The organism is Rhizobium sp. Root1204, from assembly GCF_001424965.1.
Taxonomy (GTDB): domain Bacteria; phylum Pseudomonadota; class Alphaproteobacteria; order Rhizobiales; family Rhizobiaceae; genus Pararhizobium.
Genome location: NZ_LMCZ01000034.1, coordinates 353,819 through 372,033, shown reverse-complemented (window position 1 = coordinate 372,033; position 18,215 = coordinate 353,819). Strand labels below are relative to the sequence as shown.

The following is an 18,215-nucleotide window of genomic DNA, read 5'->3' as shown; positions in this document are numbered from 1 at the left end:
GCAATGTGATGCCGCAACGAAATACAATGGAAACTCAGGCCATCGTGCGCGATGCTGCTTTCACGTCGTCCAGAATCGATAAAACCGTTTGCTTGCGATCGAGATTGTAAGCCTGCGCCACGGCAATCCGCTCGTTAATGCTGCTCGACAAACGTGCAAACCGGTCCGCCCTGTCGAGATCGCCAGAGAGCGCGGCGCGGCGTGCCTCCCCCATCAAGTGCCCTGTCACCAGCGCCAGGAAGAACGCGAAAATTGTTTCACTGTCCTTTCCAGCCAGCACGTCGGCAAGTTTGTGCATATCCTTGCGGATACCCGGCTCCTGGCCCGCGATGATCGCCTCGAACGTCGCCATGATGTCGAGGCCGCCATAGTTGATCAGCTTCAGCGCTTCTGAAACGCTGCCGTCGGCCGATGCCAGCACCTTTTGTCCATCCGGCCCGGAAAGATCGAAGCCGAGATTGTTCATCGCGTTGCGCATGGCCTCTGGCGCCAGCGGCTTTAGCTGCAACGGTAGGCAACGCGACCGGATTGTCGGCAAAAGCTTACCCGGTGCATGGGTCAAGACCAGGAACAACGAGCGCTTCGGCGGTTCCTCGAGGATTTTCAGGATCGCGTTAGCGGCGTTACGATTGAGGTCATCGGCCGGATCGACGATGACGATCCGCCAGTTGCCCGTACCCGACGTCTGCGAGAAGAATTTACCAGCCCGGCGCACCTCATCCACCGTAATAGCGCTCTTGACCTTGCCGGTTTTCTCGTCAACGGGCCGCGTCAGGTGCAGAAGGTTGTGCGACGCACCGGAGGCGATCTGTCGGCTGGCGATCGAGTCCGGATCAGGATCGGCAAGCTCCGCTGGAGCTTGCGCCGGATCGGGATGGGTGAGCACGTGATTGGCGAAGCGGAAGGCAAGCGTCGCCTTGCCGATGCCTTCAGGCCCTTCGATCAGGATGGCGTGATGCCCTTTCCCCGACCGGTAGCTTTGTGCCAGAAAATGCCCGGCCTCCCGATGGCCGAAAAGCCGCGTGTTTTCAGCCGGGGAGATGGCGCCGTCGAGAACGTCGAACCTGTCTGTGCTCATTGGGCCGCTTCCGTATCCGGTCCATTACCCGATCCAGGCAACATCGGCTCGATGATCGAAAGCACATGGGCTGCAATGTCGCTGGCCGAGGCAGAGGCATCGACCACGTGGCAACGCCTGGGGTCGGCACTGGCGATATCGAGAAAGGCCTCACGGCGCTTTTCATGGGTCTCGAGTTCTTCTTTCTCGAAGCGGTCGAGTTCGACTTCCTGGCCCGTCAGGACCTCCGCGGCCCCGGCCCTCCGGCGCACCCGCTCAAGACCAAGGGCGGCCGGCAGGTCGAAAACGATCGTGCAATCGGGCACCACGCCATTGATTGCCACGCGCTCCAGAGCTTCGATAAAGCCAGGCTCCAGATTGCCGGTGACGCCCTGGTAGACGCGCGAAGAATCCATGAACCGGTCGCAGATGACGACCGTGCCTTTCAACAGTGCCGGCCGGATCACTTCTTCGACGTGATCGCTGCGCGCAGCGGCAAACAGGATTGCCTCCATGCGCACGCCGAACTCCTGGGCTGCACCGGATAAAAGCACGTGCCGAACGGCTTCCGCCCCCGGCGAACCGCCAGGCTCGCGCGTCGTCAGGACACTATAGCCACGCTCGCGCAAGGAATCGGCAAGCAGGCGAATCTGGGTGGATTTTCCAGCGCCCTCGCCGCCTTCGAATGTAACAAACACGCCTGTTCCGACTGACACTGCTCGATCCCGTATATTATTTTCAATGGAACGCCCGCACAGCGCGGGCGTCCTATCTGTGCCGGGCACAGGGCCTGTTTAACTGATTGTGCCCGGCCGCGAAACCGCTTGCGGCGTCATTTCATCAGAGCCAGAAGAACAACAGCTCCTGTAGTGCATCCAAGGCCCTAGTGGAGAGCGATCCCTGCCCTACCGCAGCATTGGTCTCGACCGGCACCTCACGCAGGAGCCGTTCACCGCTCCAGATTCTCAGCGTACCTGCCTGCTTGCCAGCCTCGACCGGCATCGCCAGCGGCCAGCGGTAGATCACCTTAGCCGAAAGCCGCTCCGGATTATTGACTGGCACAAGCACATCGACAGCCGTGGCCGTGACGAGTTGAACATGCGACACCGCACCGCCATAGACGCTCGCCTCACCGACGCTATCTCCGGCCTCGAACAGCCTCTTTCTTTCAAATGCCGTCATCGACCAGTCGAGGATCTTACGCGTTTCCTCGACGCGCTCCTTGTCGGTCGCAAGGCCACCCAGCGCCAGAAACACGCGTCTTGTGTCCTTCTGCATCGTGGCGACCATGCCAAAGCCGAACCCTTCGGCAAATCCGGTGACAAATCCGTCGACACCGATATTGGCCGAGATCAGCGGCGTGCGGTTACGCTGAAGGATCTTGTTCCACTGGAATTCCGTTTGGGAGTAATATTTGAACAAGTCGGGATAATTGGCCTGAATGTGCTGCGCCAGCAGCGCCATGTCGCGCATCGTTGTCTTGTTCTGAGGATCCGGCAGACCGGTGGCGTTGCGGAAGACCGAACCGGTCAGCCCGAGTTCCCGGGCGCGGTCTGTCATGCGCTTGGCAAAGGCTTCCTCGCTGCCGGTCATGCCTTCGGCGAGAATGATGCAGGCGTCGTTGGCGAGCTGGACGGTCACACCCTGGATCAGGTCGACAACACGAACACGTGATTTCAGCGCGGCAAACATAGTCGACGTTCCCGACGGCGCGCCGCCGGTTCGCCAGGCATGCTCGGAAACGGGGAATTCGGTATCGAGCGTCAGCTCGTTCTTTCGGATTGCGTCGAAGACGACTTCCATGGTCATCAGCTTGGCAAGTGATGCCGGTGGGACGACGGCGTTTTCATCCTTGGCGAACAGAACCGTGCCTGTTTCGGCATCGATCAGGTAGACCTGCTTCGCCTTGGTTTCGAAAGCCTGCGCCTGCGCCACCGACGGAGCGCAGACAATCAAGACAAGAGAAAAGAGAACCGAGACCAGTCGTGTATGCATTCCAAACTCCGGCGCCTTCTCCGGCAATAGCAGCCGGTCCACCGGTGATCAATCACGAAGGATCGGGATTAGCGCGTGACACTCTTGCGCTTGGCATATTCGACAATCGAATTCGGCGTCAGCGGGTTTTGGTCAACGAGAATGGCATCGAAAGCCGTTTCGGAATCGCTGACACGCGCTTCGACGTAGGCCGCCGCATAGGCCATGTTGCCAGCGGGCATCGGAATATAGTCTGGGCGCTCGCGCGGGATCGGGCCGATCTCCGGCAGCATCGCGAATGCGTCGAGCCCGGCCGGCGATGGGCGCGGAATTGCGGTTTCGGCAAGCGCGGTCACCGGCACTCCCATCTCCAGGTTCGATTTGGCCGGAATGGTCAGGGTTCCGAGATTGCCGGCCTGTTTGCGCAGCGGCTCATTCGAAGCGACCATCACGCCCGTGGCGATCTGGCCTTCTGGGAATGCGTTCGGAGTGCGATCGCCCTTCTTGACGTAGGAAGCCATCAGATAGGGCATATCGTTGCCTTCGAGCGGCGCCTTGCCGATATACTGGACGCGAACCTGGGCGCTACCCTTGCGCTTCATGTCGAGGAAGTCGGCGGTTTTTGACGAAACGTCGATGATGCGCCCGTATTCATAAGGACCGCGATCATTGACCCGGACCACGACAGACGTGCCGTTTTCGAGATTGGTAACGCGGGCATAGCTCGGCAGCGGGAATGTCGGATGCGCAGCCGACAGGTGATACTTGTCGTAAACCTCGCCGTTCGCGGTCAAGCGGCCGTGAAAGGCGGACCCGTACCACGAAGACATACCGGTCTTATTGTAACCGAAATCCTCTTTCGGCTGGTACCATTTACCCTTGACCTGATAGGCCTTACCGACCTGGTAGCGGCCGCCGCCCTTGGGAACAGCCTTCCCCTCGCCAACAACGCGCGGACTGGCCTTCACGCCATAGATCGACTCGGCAAAATATTCCTTGCTGCGCGGCTTGTCTTTTTTGATGCCTCCGGTCGATCCGCACGCGGTCAACCCGACGCAAAGCATGGGAATGGCGGCAACCCGCAATCCCTTGAAGAAAAAAGCCGCAGTCAGATTGGAAGTCATGTGCCCCACATCGCCATTCGCAAAACTCGTACGCAGCATTTTCCCGCGCTTGCCCCCGCGAAAATACCGGCGTCACGAAATGTAACAGTCGATTAATCATGACAACAACGTGGCGAAAATGCGAACGGTTAACCGTGCCGGAATGAAACAATTGAATTTATGGTTTATGAATAGTTAATGGAGGTCCAGCCCAGATATTATCGAGATCTGTCGAAAGGCGACCGAAAGCACAGGTGATAGGAGAGTAAAATCAGACGAATACGTTCTCCTAGCAGACATATTCGATATTATGATAACGAATATCGATTATGGCGCTGCCGGCGTTGCGAATAAATGTGGAAAATACTGAGGCTGACGGTAAATTGCGGCCACGTCCTGCGTGGAGGTATCGGGCGTATCGCGGGCGGCATGGGCTTCTGACACGGCCGAGAAAACCCGGTGCATCCTATCACGGCTCATCAACATCGCATGTCCACACAATCTAAACACGGTGTGACGAACCGGACAGCGGTTGTTTTGTTGCACAGCCGCAACGCGCGTCAGCGACACCTTTCAATTGCACCGCCACCAGCTACGGCCTGCCACAGGACCGGTTGACGTTCGCAATCGGCAAGCTATAAAGCGAGCCGTGACAGGCTGATGTCAAAAGTTTGCTCGGGAAAACCACCGCCCGGCCAAAACGGCATCACATTCATGCCCGTTATCAGGAAGAGTGTCCGAGTGGTTTAAGGAACCGGTCTTGAAAACCGGCGTGCGGGAAACCGTACCGTGGGTTCGAATCCCACCTCTTCCGCCAAAAAAAACGGCCCAAATTCAGAAAAATAATCAAGAAAAATCAACAGTTTATGGAAGAGCAGGGATTCGAACGGATCTTAGAAATCTAATGTCCCGATTTTCTTTGAAACTTGCCAGAGAACATATACTGTCGCAGATAATAACGTGAGACGGGTTCTGCTACCGAGGGCACGCCCACAAACAGGATATCTTTGATTTTCATCAAGCTAAACGTTGTGTCGCTCGTTTTAAAGCACATCTTATTTGAAGTTATGGAGGAATTTAAATGCCCACGAACCTCATTATCACGATGCTCTTGAACGATTTGCCTGAAAATACGCCGTTGGGAACCGAGATTGCCACCATCTCCCCTGAAGGGTTGGGAGTCTCGATTACTTCAGCGGCGATCTCGTCATATGAGCGTGTCAATTATGGCGGCATGCTTGAAACGGAAAATTATCCATCCGACTTATTCGAGATCATTGGGGCGAAGATCGTCCTAAAATCCGCACTCGACTACGAGAAATATCCTGACAGCTTCCACGCTTATAAGGCTAATTTTACCGTAGACGCTACTTTCTCCGATGGCACAACCGGGAGAGCAATCGCAGGGCTTCAAGTTACGGACGTTATTGAGGAAGTCCGTGGAACTGGTCAAGCTGACAAAATCTTTGGCACCAATAGCATGGACTATATCATCACCGGATCGGGTAATGACCAAATCCGTGGCTCTGCTGGCAATGATGTGCTGTACGGCGGTACCGGGGGCGATAAGCTATGGGGCGGTGAAGACGCTGATACCTTCCTCTACAAAGCCATTAACGAAAGCACGCTGAAAAACCCCGACATCATCTACGATTGGCAGCATGTTGCCGGTGGTGGAACCCGTGATGTCATCGACCTACGTGCCATTGATGCTCGCTCCGACTATTCGGGTAACCAGCCTTTCAAATGGCTCGGTGCGAAAGACTTCAGTGGCAAAAAGGGCCAGTTGAACTACAAATATGAAAAGGACGGCGACACTCACGTCTACGGCGATCTGAACGGCGATAAGAAAGCTGATTTTGAGATAATTCTGGACGGCAAGATCAAGATGTATGCCGACGATTTCTTCCTCTGAACCCGGATAGCACGTCATTTCATCGAAAAGATGATTGGCGAAGTCGCTGAAATCAGAACGACAAGCCGCCAACTGAGGCGGCTTTTTTGTGCCCACTGGCTGCTACATTCCTGATGCATCGATTGCTGCATTTACGCTGGACGACTAATGCAAATTAAGCAACGAAAACAACGACGAAATTCACCCCATAGCTCTCACCTCTTCCGCCAGAACCTTTCCGCAACCTCGTTAAAAATTGCAGAAGTTTGCGTTGATGAGCGATTGTCGAAAACAATTACCGGTCGCTTTTTGGAGAGCAAGAAATCAGAAATAATTTCGAGCCAGACGCTCACGGCGGCAATGCGCCCATGCAGTCATGCTGCGGTGCTCTGGAACCAAGCCCGACCTTCGATCAACTCGCCAAATTAAGGAGCTTGCATTCGATCAACGTCGAAACGAGCGCGACCCTCTGCTCATCGCTGATTTCGCCTGGCAATTCGCGCACGAAAAAGCTGCCATTGTATGTAATGAACTCCAGAGCTGCACGGGCCGTCTGGTCAACAGCGAACACGGCTTCCCCCTCATTGCTCAAAAGTTCGACCATGTCGTCATCATCCTGCAGGTAGAAGGCGTGGCGGCGAGAATTGACGATGCGCCGATCCAGCGTGACATTTTTCTCGTCGTACCACAGGTCAGGCAGCGGCTCGCCGAACAACTCTTCGTACCGCTGCGCGAACATAGCCAGCGTGGAGGGCGTCATTTTAGGCAAGCCTTCTACCGTCGGCGCGGTACTGGGCGCATGCTGAATGTACTTTCCGAAATTTGCGCGGCAGTATTCGATATACTGACGTGTGAATAGAATGAACTGGTGCCAGATCTGATCGATTCTCAGCGAATACATACCCCATGCGACTGCGGGGCTGGACGCTGTCAAAACGAGGTAGCGCTTTACCTCGCGAAAGAGGGCTTCAGCCTCTTCGCGGGAACGGACGACGTCGTCTTTCAGCAGTTTCTCGGAAAGATAGGGGGCCTCGAACGCCAAAGCTTCGGCATGAACGTCCGCAGCACCTGATGCATTCTGCACGGCCATGGTCATTGAACTTGCGCCAGGCATTGGCAGGTGCAGGGCACGCATTGCGTTCCATCGCAGATAATGAAACAGGTGCAGGTATCGCGAGCCTGTGACCTTACTTTCATGCGAAGCCCTGCCCGCCGTACATCCGCCAAGGCGCCGTTCTGTCTCGGGAACGCCGCACCTTGTGCGCTCGTGGAGTTCGTCTGGCTGATTACCGCGTCTCGCCGGACCCAGACGGCGACCGCTCCGAGACTGGATTTAGGCAAGTCGGCAGTTGCGACGATGTCGCTTTCGGCGATCTCGATACCACCAGATAGGTCATTGAGCCGGAAAATCAGCTTTATGTGCCCCTCGCGGCGAGACGGCGCAACAAATCCGGTGAATGCAACGGCATTTTCGCTGCCCGCCTCCAGCAGGCGCGACACCAATGCGTTCGTCTTCAGCGCTTTTCCCGAATCCGGTTCCTTGGCCATCATGATCTCCTTGTGGCTTGCCAAGCTGCTGCGGCAATTAGACATGTCCGCGATCGCGATCGACATTAAGAAAACTTCATCTCTGGCAGAAAACGTGGCGATAGAACGCTCGACCCGCGCAATCAAACTGAGCCAGTTAGGTCACGCCACGTTTAAAACGGCATGCTTTCGTTTGGCGGCGAATCCAGCCGCCCTGTTTCACCCGGATAGGTTTCGGCTCCCTCTGAAATTGGATGAAACCAATTCTTTATATTCATCAATACTCACATATGCACGAAGTTGCGATGTTCGGCAACAGGTTGCATTGATCATCGTAGCGGCTTCCCCGAAAGCACGGGAGCAAATTCTGCTTTCTTTCCATGCAACTCCCTCTGGTTGATCGACCGGCATTCTCCTATGATCTGGGACAGGATGAGGGATCGACTGGTGTTACACCCAATCTACCGAAGAAGCTCTCACGCCATTGGCAAACCTCAAGAATTTAATTCAATAAATAAAAACAACCAATTGATATTAGTGTGTATTTGTAAAATACGAAAAACCTAACTCCAGTGAAAAACCATTTTCTCTCGACATACGTATCCTGTCTATCGCGATGGTCAGCAAGGAGATGGCAAATGATCCGGACATTCAAAGCCTGCGCATGCATTGCCATTCTCTTGGCTACGGCGCCGCTATCCCAGGCGGCGGAGCCTGTCGATACGGCCCAGTCGATCATCCAGAACCAGATCGAAGCCTTTCTCCACGATGATGCCGAGACGGCCTATTCTTTTGCCTCCCCGCAGATCAGGCAAAAGTTTCCAGACAAAAGCGTCTTCTTCGATATGGTCAAACGTAGCTATGCGCCGGTCTACCGCCCCGGCAATTTCGCCTTTGGGCGCAACAAGATCGAGAGCGGTACGGTGGTGCAGGAAGTGCTGATATCCGGGCCAGACGGCAAGGATTGGACGGCATTGTATTTTCTCGTCAGGCAACCCGATGGCACCTACAAAATCAACGGCGTACAGCTGCTTCGGCAAACGCCAGGCCCCGAAATTTAAACAACCGAAATAACGCAACTCTGCACTGTGGTGCATTGACGTTAACGCGCACGCTCCCTTAGACATAACAGCCTAATTAAGCCGGGAGAATTAAGCGTGAATTTGCCACTGCAGAAAGTTTGCGACATTTATGATCTCTTCGATCCGGAGATCGATAGTATCCTTCGGGACGATCTGAAATCCATTCCCTTCGGTTCGCGGCGTGCATGGGAGTTCGCAATGATCTTCCGGGCCTTGGCCCAAAAGGGTAAGTTGACCCCTGTGGCCCAGGGCCTTGCGATGGGTGCCGGGACAGAAAAGCTAATTTATGCGATTGTTCCACGCGTCGCGAAGACGATGGTTACCGATCTCTACCTGCCGAACAGCGGCTGGGTCGGCGTGCGCACGGACAATCCGCGCGATCTTATCCTGCAGAAGGCACCTTGGCCGATTGACGCGCAGAAGGTCGATGCCATGGCCATGGATATGCGTAAACTCGACTTTCCTGACGAGAGCTTCGATTTCTGCTGGTCGACGGGTTCCTTCGAGCACATCGGACGCGACGAAGATTTCCTCCGCCACTTTAGCGAAGTCGAACGTGTGCTGAAACCGGGGGGCGTCTACGCCTTCACCACCGCCATTACGTTTGGCGGCGTCACGGAGCCTATTCCACACAACTACTATTTCGATCCCAATCATCTGATTGACCTGATCCATGCATCGCCGCTGCATGCGGAACCGGTTTTCGATTGCTTCGTGCGCGATCACATCTTCAACCGCCCTCATCCCGAACGTCTCCAGGATTACGGGTTCGATCCTGGCAGGAAGTTCTCCAAGCCGATCGTCTCCTTCCGCCGCGGGATTCTTCTGGCGGCGAATGTGATGGTACTGACAAAGGACGCCAGCCGCGCGAAGGTGCGACCCGAGGTGCGTGGACTTGAGGAATCGCGCAAGCGCCTTACGAGCCAGGCAGACGGCTATCTGCGCGATCTCTGGTCGGAGTTCCAATATCTTCAGACAACAGCGGAAAAAGGCGGCCTGAGCATCCAGCCTCAAGTCTTTGGCAACGGCGCTGCGCTGATCGACGTCATCATTCCGAAGGGCGGTCCTGACAAGCTGAAATGGACCGTCAAGCATCGCCCGATTTCCGGGAGCGTGACCTGGGAAACGTTGCAGACAGGCAAGCTGACCGCGAATGACAGCACTTTCCGCTTCGAGACGAAACGCGATCGTCTGTACTCCATCAAGCTGTCAAATGCGGCAGGCGACCTCAGCCGCATCATCGTCAAGGCGAAATTAGCCTGAACTCAGCCTCTCAGAGTGGCGCCAGGTCTCCTTGGCGCCATTCTTCCTGCGTCTCTTCCATGAAGGCGGCATAGCGGCCCTCCTCGATTGCCGTGCGGATACCTGCCATCAATTCCTGGTAATAGGCCAGGTTGTTCCAAGTCAGCAGCATGCCACCCAGGCTCTCGTCGGCACGCACGAGATGATGCAGGTAGGCGCGCGAATAGTCGCGTGACGCCGGGCAGGCCGACTGATCGTCGAGCGGCCGGGTATCTTCCGCATGACGGGCATTGCGCAGGTTGACGCGGCCGCGCCGGGTGAACGCCAGGCCGTGACGGCCAGCGCGTGTAGGCATGACGCAATCGAACATGTCGATGCCACGGGCCACGGATTTCAGGATATCATCAGGGGTACCGACGCCCATCAGGTAGCGCGGCTTTTCTACCGACAGTTCCGGGCACGTGATGTCAAGCATGTCGAGCATGACGGCCTGCGGCTCGCCGACAGCAAGGCCGCCGATCGCATAGCCCTTGAGATCAAGCCCAGACAGCGCCTGTGCCGAACGGACACGCAGCGCCGGCACATCGCCGCCCTGAACGATACCGAACATCGCCTTGCCCGGCTGATCGCCAAAAGCAGTCTTGCAGCGGTCGGCCCAGCGAAGCGACATTTCCATTGCGCGTTCAATATCAGTGGGTTCTGCCGGAAGTCTCACACATTCATCGAGCTGCATCTGGATGTCGCTGTCGAGCAAACCCTGGATTTCGATCGAGCGCTCCGGCGACATGTGATGCAACGCACCATCGACATGGCTCTTGAAGGTCACGCCTTTTTCGTCAAGCTTGCGCAGGCCCGCGAGCGACATGACCTGGAAACCGCCGCTATCGGTCAGGATCGGATAGGGCCAACGGATCAGCTCATGCAGACCGCCCAAACGCGCCACGCGCTCCGGGCCTGGACGCAGCATCAGGTGATAGGTGTTGCCGAGGATGATATCGGCGCCGAGATCGCGGACCTGATCGAGATACATCGCCTTGACCGTGCCGACGGTTCCGACCGGCATGAAGGCCGGCGTGCGGATTTCGCCGCGCGGCATCGATACCGTGCCGCGACGGGCCTTGCCATCAGTTGCCTTGATGTTGAACTGAAAAGTCTCGGTCATGTTGCATCCCGGAAAAGCAGGCTGGAATCGCCGTAGGAATAGAATCGGTAGCCGGTTTCGATGGCGTGCTCGTAAGCGCGCCGCATGGTGTCCATGCCACTGAAGGCCGAAACGAGCATGAACAGCGTCGACTTCGGCAGATGGAAATTGGTCATCAGCATGTCGACGGCGCGGAAACGATAACCGGGCGTGATGAAAATGCCGGTCGGGCCGGACCATGGGCGGATGTCGCCATTCTCCTCAGCGGCACTCTCGATCAGCCGCAGCGAGGTGGTGCCGACACAGACGATGCGCCCGCCCCTCGCCCTGACGGCGTTCAGCCGTTCGGCCACGTCAGCGCTGACATGGCCGATCTCCTGATGCATGACGTGATCGTCGGTATCGTCAACCTTCATTGGTAGAAACGTGCCAGCGCCCACGTGCAGGGTGACGAAATGGCGCTCGACGCCAAGCGCATCCAGTGCCTCGAACAGGCGATCAGTGAAATGGAGGCCAGCAGTCGGCGCTGCAACGGCCCCATGTTCGCGCGCGTAAACCGTCTGGTAGTCGGTGCGGTCCTGCTCGTCTTCGGGGCGCTTGGAGGCAATATAGGGAGGCAGCGGAATATGGCCGACGGCAAGGATCGCTTCATCCAGCGCCGGGCCGGAAAGATCGAACCGCAGCGTCACCTCGCCTGCGTCGCCTTTCTCTTCAACAGTCGCGTCCAGCGCGCCTGTGAGACAGGTGTTGGTGCCGTGGCCGAATTCGATGCGATCGCCGGGCTTGAGACGTTTGGCGGGGCGCGCGAACGCCTTCCAACGGTCGGCAGCGATACGCATATGCAACGTCAGGGAAACCTGCGTGACGACATCCTCGCCGCGGCGGCGAATCCCCTCCAGTTGAGCTGGAATGACCTTGGTATCATTGAAAACGAGAGCATCACCCGGACGAAGGAAGGATGGCAGATCCACGACGCTACGATCGATCAGCTGATCGCTTTCTTGCGGCTGGACAACGAGCAGCCGGGCGCTGTCGCGCGGGCTTGCGGGCCTCAGCGCTATATTATCCTCGGGGAGATCGAAATCGAACAAATCGACGCGCATCAAAACTCTTCTTTAAACGGCAAACCCGCCCCGGCGCCTTTTCCAGGCGATCCGGGACGGGTTTTGGCAATAGCCTGAATTAGGCGTTGGCGGCAAGTTTCATCGACACGATGGTGTCAGGATCCTTGACGGGCTCGCCCCTCTTGATCTTGTCGACATTTTCCATGCCGGAAATGACCTGGCCCCAGACCGAATACTGCTTGTTCAGCCATGGGCTGTCGGTGAAGCAGATGAAGAACTGCGAATTGGCCGAGTTCGGCATCTGGCTGCGCGCCATCGAGCACGTGCCACGCACGTGGCTCATGTTGGAGAATTCAGCCTTGAGGTCCGGCTTGGAGGAGCCGCCCATCCCGGCGCGGGCCGGATTGAAGTCCTTGCCACCGGTCTTGCCGTACTGCACGTCGCCGGTCTGCGCCATGAAGTCGTCGATGACGCGGTGAAACACGACGCCGTCATAGGCGCCTTCGGCGCACAGTTCCTTGATGCGGGCAACGTGGCCCGGCGCCAGGTCCGGCAAAAGCTGGATGACGACCTGCCCCTTGGTGGTTTCCATGATGATGGTGTTTTCAGGATCCTTGATCTCTGTCACGGCCTTCTCCTTCTTGTTAAAGCGGGCGTTTCAAAACGCGATTACTTGCCGACCTTGACGCTGATCATCCGGTCGGGATCGGTGACGGAACCGTTGTTGGCTTCGTCGCCCTTCTTGATCTTGTCGACATTGTCCATGCCTTCGACGACCTGTCCGACCACCGTGTACTGGCCGTTCAGGAAGTCACCGGGGGCGAACATGATGAAGAACTGGGAATTGGCGGAATTCGGGTCCTGGCTGCGGGCCATGCCGACCGTACCGCGCGCAAACGGTACCTTGGAAAATTCAGCCTCGACGTTCGGCTTGGACGAGCCGCCCATGCCGGCCATCTCCGGCTTGAAATCCTTCTCCATATTGCCGTACTGGACATCGCCGGTCTGAGCCATGAAGCCCGGGATGACGCGGTGGAAGGCGACATTGTTGTAATCGCCTGCTTCGGTCAGTTCCTTGATGCGCGCGACATGCTTGGGCGCAACATCCGGCATCAGCTCGATGACGACCGGGCCGTCCTTCAGCGTGATGGTGATGTATTCCTTGGCCTGGGCGAAGGCATTGCTGGTCAGGGATGCGAGGACAACGGCGCCTGCGAAAGCGAGTTGGAGAATTTTCATATGAGCTCCCATGGAAATAAAAGAAAACGTCAGGATTTGCGTTTTGCGTTCAGGGCCGCATGAACGGCCTTGGGTACGAAGGCGCTGACATCACCGCCCATGGCAGCGATCTGGCGAACCAATGTGGCGGTAATGGGCCGCGAGGCCGTACCGGCCGGAAGAAACAGGGTCTGGATATCCGGCGCCATTTGCCGGTTCATGCCCGCCATCTGCATCTCATAATCGAGGTCCGTGCCGTCTCGCAAGCCGCGGACCAGAAGCGAAGCGCCATGTTTTCGCGCGGCATCGACAACGAGATTATCAAAGGAAACGACCGAGATATCGGCGGCCCTTTCAGGAAGGAATTCCTTGAGCGACTGCGCAATGAGGGCGGCGCGCTCTTCAAAGGAAAACAGTGGCGTCTTGCCAGGATGAACACCGATCGCAACGATAACCGCCGACGCAACATTCAGCGCCTGCACCAGCACGTCGAGGTGGCCGTTCGTCATCGGGTCGAAGGAGCCGGGATAAAAAGCAGTGGTCATCGCGCCTGTTTCCATTTCGAAGCCTTGTGTCACGGTCTGCGGGCAATCGCAAGGGAGCACGCTTGCCGCTCCACGTGTTCCCTTTGGAACAGCAGCCCGATGACATGAACGCTAAATGAAGAGTGTGTTCAAGGTTGTTTCAAGGACGGGCTTGTACATCGTCAAGTAGAGAACGGAACTTTTTCCAGTCAAGGCCGTTTACTGGCTGAAAGGATCACCGCTATGGCACTTATTCTTCTGTCTATGACCATGTTCTTTGTCATGCTTTTTGCAACGGCAAACGCGATCAGAAACGAAGCGCGCAATGACGGGCCTCACCTTAATCGTACGCGTTTGTTAAAGTAGAGGATGAACTACAATGGCCATCACAATGATGATCATATCGGCAGTGATCAGTATCGTGTTCCTGGTCGATTTCGCCAAAACAATTTTCGAACTTCAGCGCGACAGAAGCGCAATGAAAGCAATGAGCCGCGACGCCGGCGGTTTCAGCGTGTGACATTTTCAAAGTTCCACAGCGACAACCTCCAGTGCCGCTGTCATAAAAGCCGGACGGTTCCCCTGCCAGTCCGGTTTTTCTTTGCCTTAATCAGCCCTGATGACGGCGGTTTGTATCACTGCTGCGCAAAGCCCGGGGTAAAAGAAAAAGCCGGGCGATGCGATCACCCGGCTTTTTGTAATAATGGGACGAAAGATTTTACTCTTCCGTTGCAGCCGGCGGATCGATGGCCGGAGCATCGTCATCCGGCGTCTCAGCCTGGCCCGCGGCGTCCTCGTCCTCTTCTGCTTCAGGCTCGCTGATACGCTCGACCGAGACGACCTTTTCGTCCTTGGCAGTGGAGAAGATGGTCACGCCCTTGGTGGCACGGCTTGCAAGCCGGATGCCGCTAACCGGAACGCGGATCAACTGGCCGCCATCGGAAACGAGCATGATCTGGTCATTGTCTTCGACCGGGAAGGCCGCGACCAGTTCGCCGATTTCTCCGGTCTTCGAGGTATCCGTCGCGCGGATACCCTTGCCGCCACGGCCCGATGTACGGAAGTCGTAGGTGGAGGAGCGCTTGCCAAAGCCCTTGACGGAGACCGTCAGCACGAACTGTTCGCGTGCCTTGAGTTCCTCATAACGGGCGTCGTCGAGCTGACCTTCTTCGGTGACTTCCTCGCCGACGAGCGCGATTTCCTCGTCCTCGCCGGTTGCCGCGCGCCGTTCGGCGGCAGCGCGTTTCAGGTAGGCTGCCCGTTCCCACGGCTCGGCATCGACATGGCCGACGATGGTCATCGAGATGATCCGGTCGCCCTCGCCGAGCGTGATGCCGCGAACGCCGATCGAGTTGCGGCCAGCAAAGACGCGAACATCATCAACCGAGAAGCGGATGCACTGGCCGAGTGCCGTCGTCATCAGCACATCGTCATGTTCGGTACAGGTTTCGACGGAGAGGATTTCGTCACCCTCTTCATCCAGCTTCATGGCAATCTTGCCGTTGCGGTTGACCTGGACGAAATCCGACAGCTTGTTGCGGCGAACCGTTCCACGCGTCGTCGAGAACATCACGTCGAGGTTTTCCCACGTCGCCTCATCCTCGGGCAGCGGCATGATCGTGGTGATGCGTTCGCCGGGCTCCAGCGGCAACATGTTGATCAAAGCCTTGCCGCGCGATTGCGGTGTACCGACCGGCAGGCGCCAGACCTTCTCCTTGTAGACGATGCCGCGCGAAGAGAAGAACAGCATTGGCGTGTGGGTGTTGGCAACGAACAGGCGCGTGACGAAATCCTCGTCGCGCGTCGCCATGCCGGAGCGGCCCTTGCCGCCACGGCGCTGGGCCCGGTAGGTCGCCAGCGGCACGCGCTTGATATACCCGAGGTGAGACACGGTGATGACCATATCCTCCTGGGCAATCAGGTCTTCGTCATCCATATCGAGACCGCCTTCGACGATCTCTGTGCGGCGCGGTGTACCGAACTCGTCGCGAACGGCAATCAGTTCGTCCTTGACGATGGTCATGATGCGAATGCGTGACGACAGGATATCGAGATAATCGCTGATCTCGGCGCCGATCTTGTTCAGTTCGTCGCCGATTTCATCGCGGCCAAGGGCCGTCAGGCGGGCCAGACGCAATTCGAGAATCGCCCGGGCCTGCTCTTCGGACAGGTTATAGGTGAGGTCCTCGTTGATACGGTGGCGCGGATCGTCGATCAGACGGATCAGGCTTTCGACATCCGATGCCGGCCAGCGGCGTGTCATCAATTGTTCGCGGGCGGTGGCCGGATCCGGCGCCTCCCGGATCAGCTTGATGATCTCGTCGATATTTGCAACGGCGATGGCAAGACCGACCAACACATGCGCGCGTTCGCGCGCCTTGCGCAGCAGGTATTTGGTGCGGCGGCTGATGACTTCCTCGCGGAACGCAACGAAAGCGCGCAGCATGTCGAGCAGCGTCATCTGCTCCGGCTTGCCGCCGTTCAACGCAACCATGTTGCAACCAAACGAGGTCTGCAGCGGCGTGTAGCGATAGAGCTGGTTGAGGATGACCTCGGCATTGGCGTCGCGCTTCAGTTCGACGACGACACGGTAACCCTGGCGGTCGGATTCGTCGCGAAGGTCGGAAATACCCTCGATGCGCTTGTCCTTGACCAGTTCGGCCATCTTCTCGATCATCGTCGCCTTGTTCACCTGATAGGGAACTTCGGTGATGATGATCTGCTCGCGGTCGCCGCGCATCGGCTCGATGGTGGCGCGGCCGCGCATGATGACCGAGCCGCGGCCCGTCTCATAGGCAGAACGGATACCGGAGCGGCCAAGAATGAAGGCACCGGTCGGGAAGTCCGGCCCCGGAATGATCTCCATCAGCTGCGGCAGTTCAAGGCCAGGCTCGTCAATCAGCGCGATACAGCCGTTGATCACTTCGATCAGATTGTGTGGCGGGATATTGGTCGCCATGCCGACGGCGATGCCGCCTGCCCCGTTGACCAGAAGGTTCGGGAACTTCGCAGGCACGACGGACGGCTCGCTCAGCGTACCATCGTAGTTGTCGCGAAAATCGACCGTTTCCTTGTCGAGATCGTCGAGCAGCGCATGGGCGGCCTTTTCAAGCCGGCACTCGGTATAACGTTCGGCCGCCGGCGGATCGCCGTCGATCGAGCCGAAATTGCCCTGACCGTCGATCAGCGGCAGCCGCAGCGACCAAGGCTGCGCCATACGGGCGAGCGCATCATAGATCGCCGAGTTGCCGTGCGGATGGAATTTACCCATCACGTCCCCGGTTACGCGGGCGCATTTGACGTATTTCTTGTTCCAGTCGATGCCCAGTTCGCTCATCCCGAACAGGATGCGCCGGTGCACGGGCTTCAGACCATCGCGGACATCGGGAAGAGCACGGCTGACGATAACGCTCATGGCGTAATCGAGATACGAGCGCTGCATTTCCTCCATGATGGAAATGGGCTCGATGCCTGGTGGGTTCTTGCCGCCGCCTGGTGTGCTTTGTTCAGTCAATTTCGATCACGATCTTTGTTCAGAATCAGACAGATTTTTATAGCCGAATGCGTTGGCGAGCGCCAATTTCGGGGCCGGGTTGTGAACAGCCTTTTAGGCTCATCGTCGCTCTTGCAGGCATTTGCAAGGCAAAAGCGGCTAAACGGTGAAGGACAGGTCTTTCATTCAGCGATCCCCTCGCCTAACAATTCATCAGACGGTCATCATAAACAAGGCCGCGAGGGGAATGGGATGTCTCATATCGACCTTTTGATCAATGCGCTGACCACGATCCTGGTCACCATCGATCCGCCCGGCCTTGCGCCGATCTTCCTGAGCTTGACTGTCGGCATGAGCCGTCAGGAGCGCTTTCTGGTGGCGCGGCGTGGCACGCTGATCGCTTTTTTCATCCTGTCGGCGTTCGCTTTGTTCGGAAGTAGTATACTTGGCCTGCTCGGTATTTCCATCGGCGCCTTCCGGATTGCCGGCGGCCTGCTGCTGTTCTGGATCGCCTTCGAAATGATCTTCGAGAAGCGCAACGAGCGCAAGGAAAAGACCGGCGAAACTGCCATCACCCGCGATCACATTCACAATATCGCGGTTTTCCCGTTGGCATTGCCGCTGATTGCCGGCCCCGGCGCCATCTCGGCGACGATCCTGTTGTCCGGTTCGTTTTCGGCAACCATCGACCGTGTGCAGCTGATCCTGGTCATCGCCTTCTGCCTGGCCGTCCTGTTTGCCTCGCTCGTCATCGCCGAACGCATCGACCGGTTTTTAGGCGTCACCGGCCGCGCCATCCTGACACGCCTGCTCGGCGTCATCCTCGCGGCCTTGGCGGTGCAGTTCGTCGTCGATGGCGTCAAATCGACAATGGGGTTGTGATCACGCTCGATTGT

At 57.3% G+C, this 18,215-nt stretch carries 18 protein-coding genes and 1 tRNA gene; 7 read left to right on the top strand and 12 right to left on the bottom strand.

Features of this window, described 5'->3' with window-relative positions:
• Positions 1 to 34 precede the first annotated feature (34 nt).
• From ASC96_RS23045 to ASC96_RS23030, 4 genes are all read right to left on the bottom strand, one after another.
• The gene (locus ASC96_RS23045) at positions 35 to 1,078 is read right to left on the bottom strand and encodes a DNA polymerase III subunit delta' (RefSeq protein WP_060505417.1); all 1,044 of its coding nucleotides are present in this window, start codon (positions 1,076 to 1,078) and stop codon (positions 35 to 37) included.
• Positions 1,075 to 1,773: a dTMP kinase gene (gene tmk, locus ASC96_RS23040; protein ID WP_060505416.1), complete on the bottom strand. Its 699-nt coding sequence runs from the start codon at positions 1,771 to 1,773 to the stop codon at positions 1,075 to 1,077. Before tmk ends, ASC96_RS23045 begins: the two co-directional genes overlap by 4 nt.
• 124 nt (positions 1,774 to 1,897) lie before the next feature.
• A complete protein-coding gene (locus ASC96_RS23035; protein WP_060505415.1) occupies positions 1,898 to 3,052 on the bottom strand; it encodes a D-alanyl-D-alanine carboxypeptidase family protein in 1,155 nt (384 codons plus the stop codon).
• Positions 3,053 to 3,120: 68 nt separating this feature from the next.
• Positions 3,121 to 4,155, bottom strand: a complete 1,035-nt coding sequence (locus ASC96_RS23030) for a septal ring lytic transglycosylase RlpA family protein (protein ID WP_060505633.1) — start codon at positions 4,153 to 4,155, stop codon at positions 3,121 to 3,123.
• Positions 4,156 to 4,861: 706 nt separating this feature from the next.
• Between ASC96_RS23030 and ASC96_RS23025 the strand changes: the two genes are divergently transcribed.
• Positions 4,862 to 4,951, top strand: a tRNA-Ser gene (locus ASC96_RS23025).
• Between the two features lie 264 nt (positions 4,952 to 5,215).
• Positions 5,216 to 6,049, top strand: coding sequence for a M10 family metallopeptidase C-terminal domain-containing protein (locus ASC96_RS23020; protein ID WP_060505414.1), 834 nt, complete (start codon positions 5,216 to 5,218; stop codon positions 6,047 to 6,049).
• 391 nt (positions 6,050 to 6,440) lie between these two features.
• Here ASC96_RS23020 and ASC96_RS23015 read toward each other — a convergent pair whose 3' ends face one another.
• Positions 6,441 to 7,124 (bottom strand): hypothetical protein, encoded by a 684-nt coding sequence (locus ASC96_RS23015; protein WP_060505413.1) that lies wholly within the window; start codon positions 7,122 to 7,124, stop codon positions 6,441 to 6,443.
• Positions 7,121 to 7,576 carry a hypothetical protein gene (locus ASC96_RS23010; protein ID WP_156393870.1) on the bottom strand — a complete coding sequence of 152 codons (456 nt, stop codon included), beginning with the start codon at positions 7,574 to 7,576 and terminating at the stop codon, positions 7,121 to 7,123. The genes ASC96_RS23015 and ASC96_RS23010 overlap by 4 nt, the downstream gene beginning before the upstream one ends.
• Between ASC96_RS23010 and ASC96_RS32970 the strand changes: the two genes are divergently transcribed.
• The 3 genes from ASC96_RS32970 to ASC96_RS23000 all read left to right on the top strand — a co-directional run bounded on the left by ASC96_RS32970 (position 7,569) and on the right by ASC96_RS23000 (position 9,900).
• Positions 7,569 to 7,955, top strand: a complete 387-nt coding sequence (locus ASC96_RS32970) for a hypothetical protein (RefSeq protein ID WP_156393871.1) — start codon at positions 7,569 to 7,571, stop codon at positions 7,953 to 7,955. The two genes, ASC96_RS23010 and ASC96_RS32970, sit on opposite strands and share 8 nt — an antisense overlap.
• Positions 7,956 to 8,193: 238 nt before the next feature.
• Entirely contained in the window at positions 8,194 to 8,616 is a 423-nt protein-coding gene (locus tag ASC96_RS23005; protein ID WP_060505411.1) for a DUF4864 domain-containing protein, read from the top strand.
• A 96-nt stretch (positions 8,617 to 8,712) separates the two neighbouring features.
• Positions 8,713 to 9,900 (top strand): class I SAM-dependent methyltransferase, encoded by a 1,188-nt coding sequence (locus ASC96_RS23000; RefSeq protein WP_060505410.1) that lies wholly within the window; start codon positions 8,713 to 8,715, stop codon positions 9,898 to 9,900.
• Between the two features lie 10 nt (positions 9,901 to 9,910).
• Here the strand turns inward: ASC96_RS23000 and tgt are convergent, their stop codons facing one another.
• From tgt to coaD, 5 genes are all read right to left on the bottom strand, one after another.
• Complete coding sequence (tgt, locus tag ASC96_RS22995; protein WP_060505409.1) at positions 9,911 to 11,041, bottom strand: tRNA guanosine(34) transglycosylase Tgt; 1,131 nt, start codon at positions 11,039 to 11,041, stop codon at positions 9,911 to 9,913.
• On the bottom strand, positions 11,038 to 12,123 hold the full coding sequence (queA, locus tag ASC96_RS22990; RefSeq protein WP_060505408.1) for a tRNA preQ1(34) S-adenosylmethionine ribosyltransferase-isomerase QueA: 1,086 nt from the start codon (positions 12,121 to 12,123) through the stop codon (positions 11,038 to 11,040). Before queA ends, tgt begins: the two co-directional genes overlap by 4 nt.
• 79 nt (positions 12,124 to 12,202) lie before the next feature.
• Positions 12,203 to 12,712, bottom strand: a complete 510-nt coding sequence (locus ASC96_RS22985) for a peptidylprolyl isomerase (protein ID WP_060505407.1) — start codon at positions 12,710 to 12,712, stop codon at positions 12,203 to 12,205.
• A gap of 41 nt (positions 12,713 to 12,753) precedes the next feature.
• Positions 12,754 to 13,323: a peptidylprolyl isomerase gene (locus ASC96_RS22980; RefSeq protein ID WP_060505406.1), complete on the bottom strand. Its 570-nt coding sequence runs from the start codon at positions 13,321 to 13,323 to the stop codon at positions 12,754 to 12,756.
• A 29-nt stretch (positions 13,324 to 13,352) separates the two neighbouring features.
• Entirely contained in the window at positions 13,353 to 13,847 is a 495-nt protein-coding gene (coaD, locus tag ASC96_RS22975) for a pantetheine-phosphate adenylyltransferase (RefSeq protein WP_060505405.1), read from the bottom strand.
• A gap of 358 nt (positions 13,848 to 14,205) precedes the next feature.
• On the opposite strand from coaD, the gene ASC96_RS32965 reads away from it, so the two are divergent.
• Complete coding sequence (locus tag ASC96_RS32965; RefSeq protein ID WP_156393872.1) at positions 14,206 to 14,346, top strand: hypothetical protein; 141 nt, start codon at positions 14,206 to 14,208, stop codon at positions 14,344 to 14,346.
• 198 nt (positions 14,347 to 14,544) lie between these two features.
• On the opposite strand, the gene gyrA is transcribed toward ASC96_RS32965, so the two are convergent.
• Positions 14,545 to 17,340 (bottom strand): DNA gyrase subunit A, encoded by a 2,796-nt coding sequence (gene gyrA / locus ASC96_RS22970; RefSeq protein WP_060505404.1) that lies wholly within the window; start codon positions 17,338 to 17,340, stop codon positions 14,545 to 14,547.
• A 231-nt stretch (positions 17,341 to 17,571) separates the two neighbouring features.
• Between gyrA and ASC96_RS22965 the strand changes: the two genes are divergently transcribed.
• Complete coding sequence (locus ASC96_RS22965; RefSeq protein ID WP_060505403.1) at positions 17,572 to 18,201, top strand: MarC family protein; 630 nt, start codon at positions 17,572 to 17,574, stop codon at positions 18,199 to 18,201.
• Positions 18,202 to 18,215: the final 14 nt, after the last annotated feature.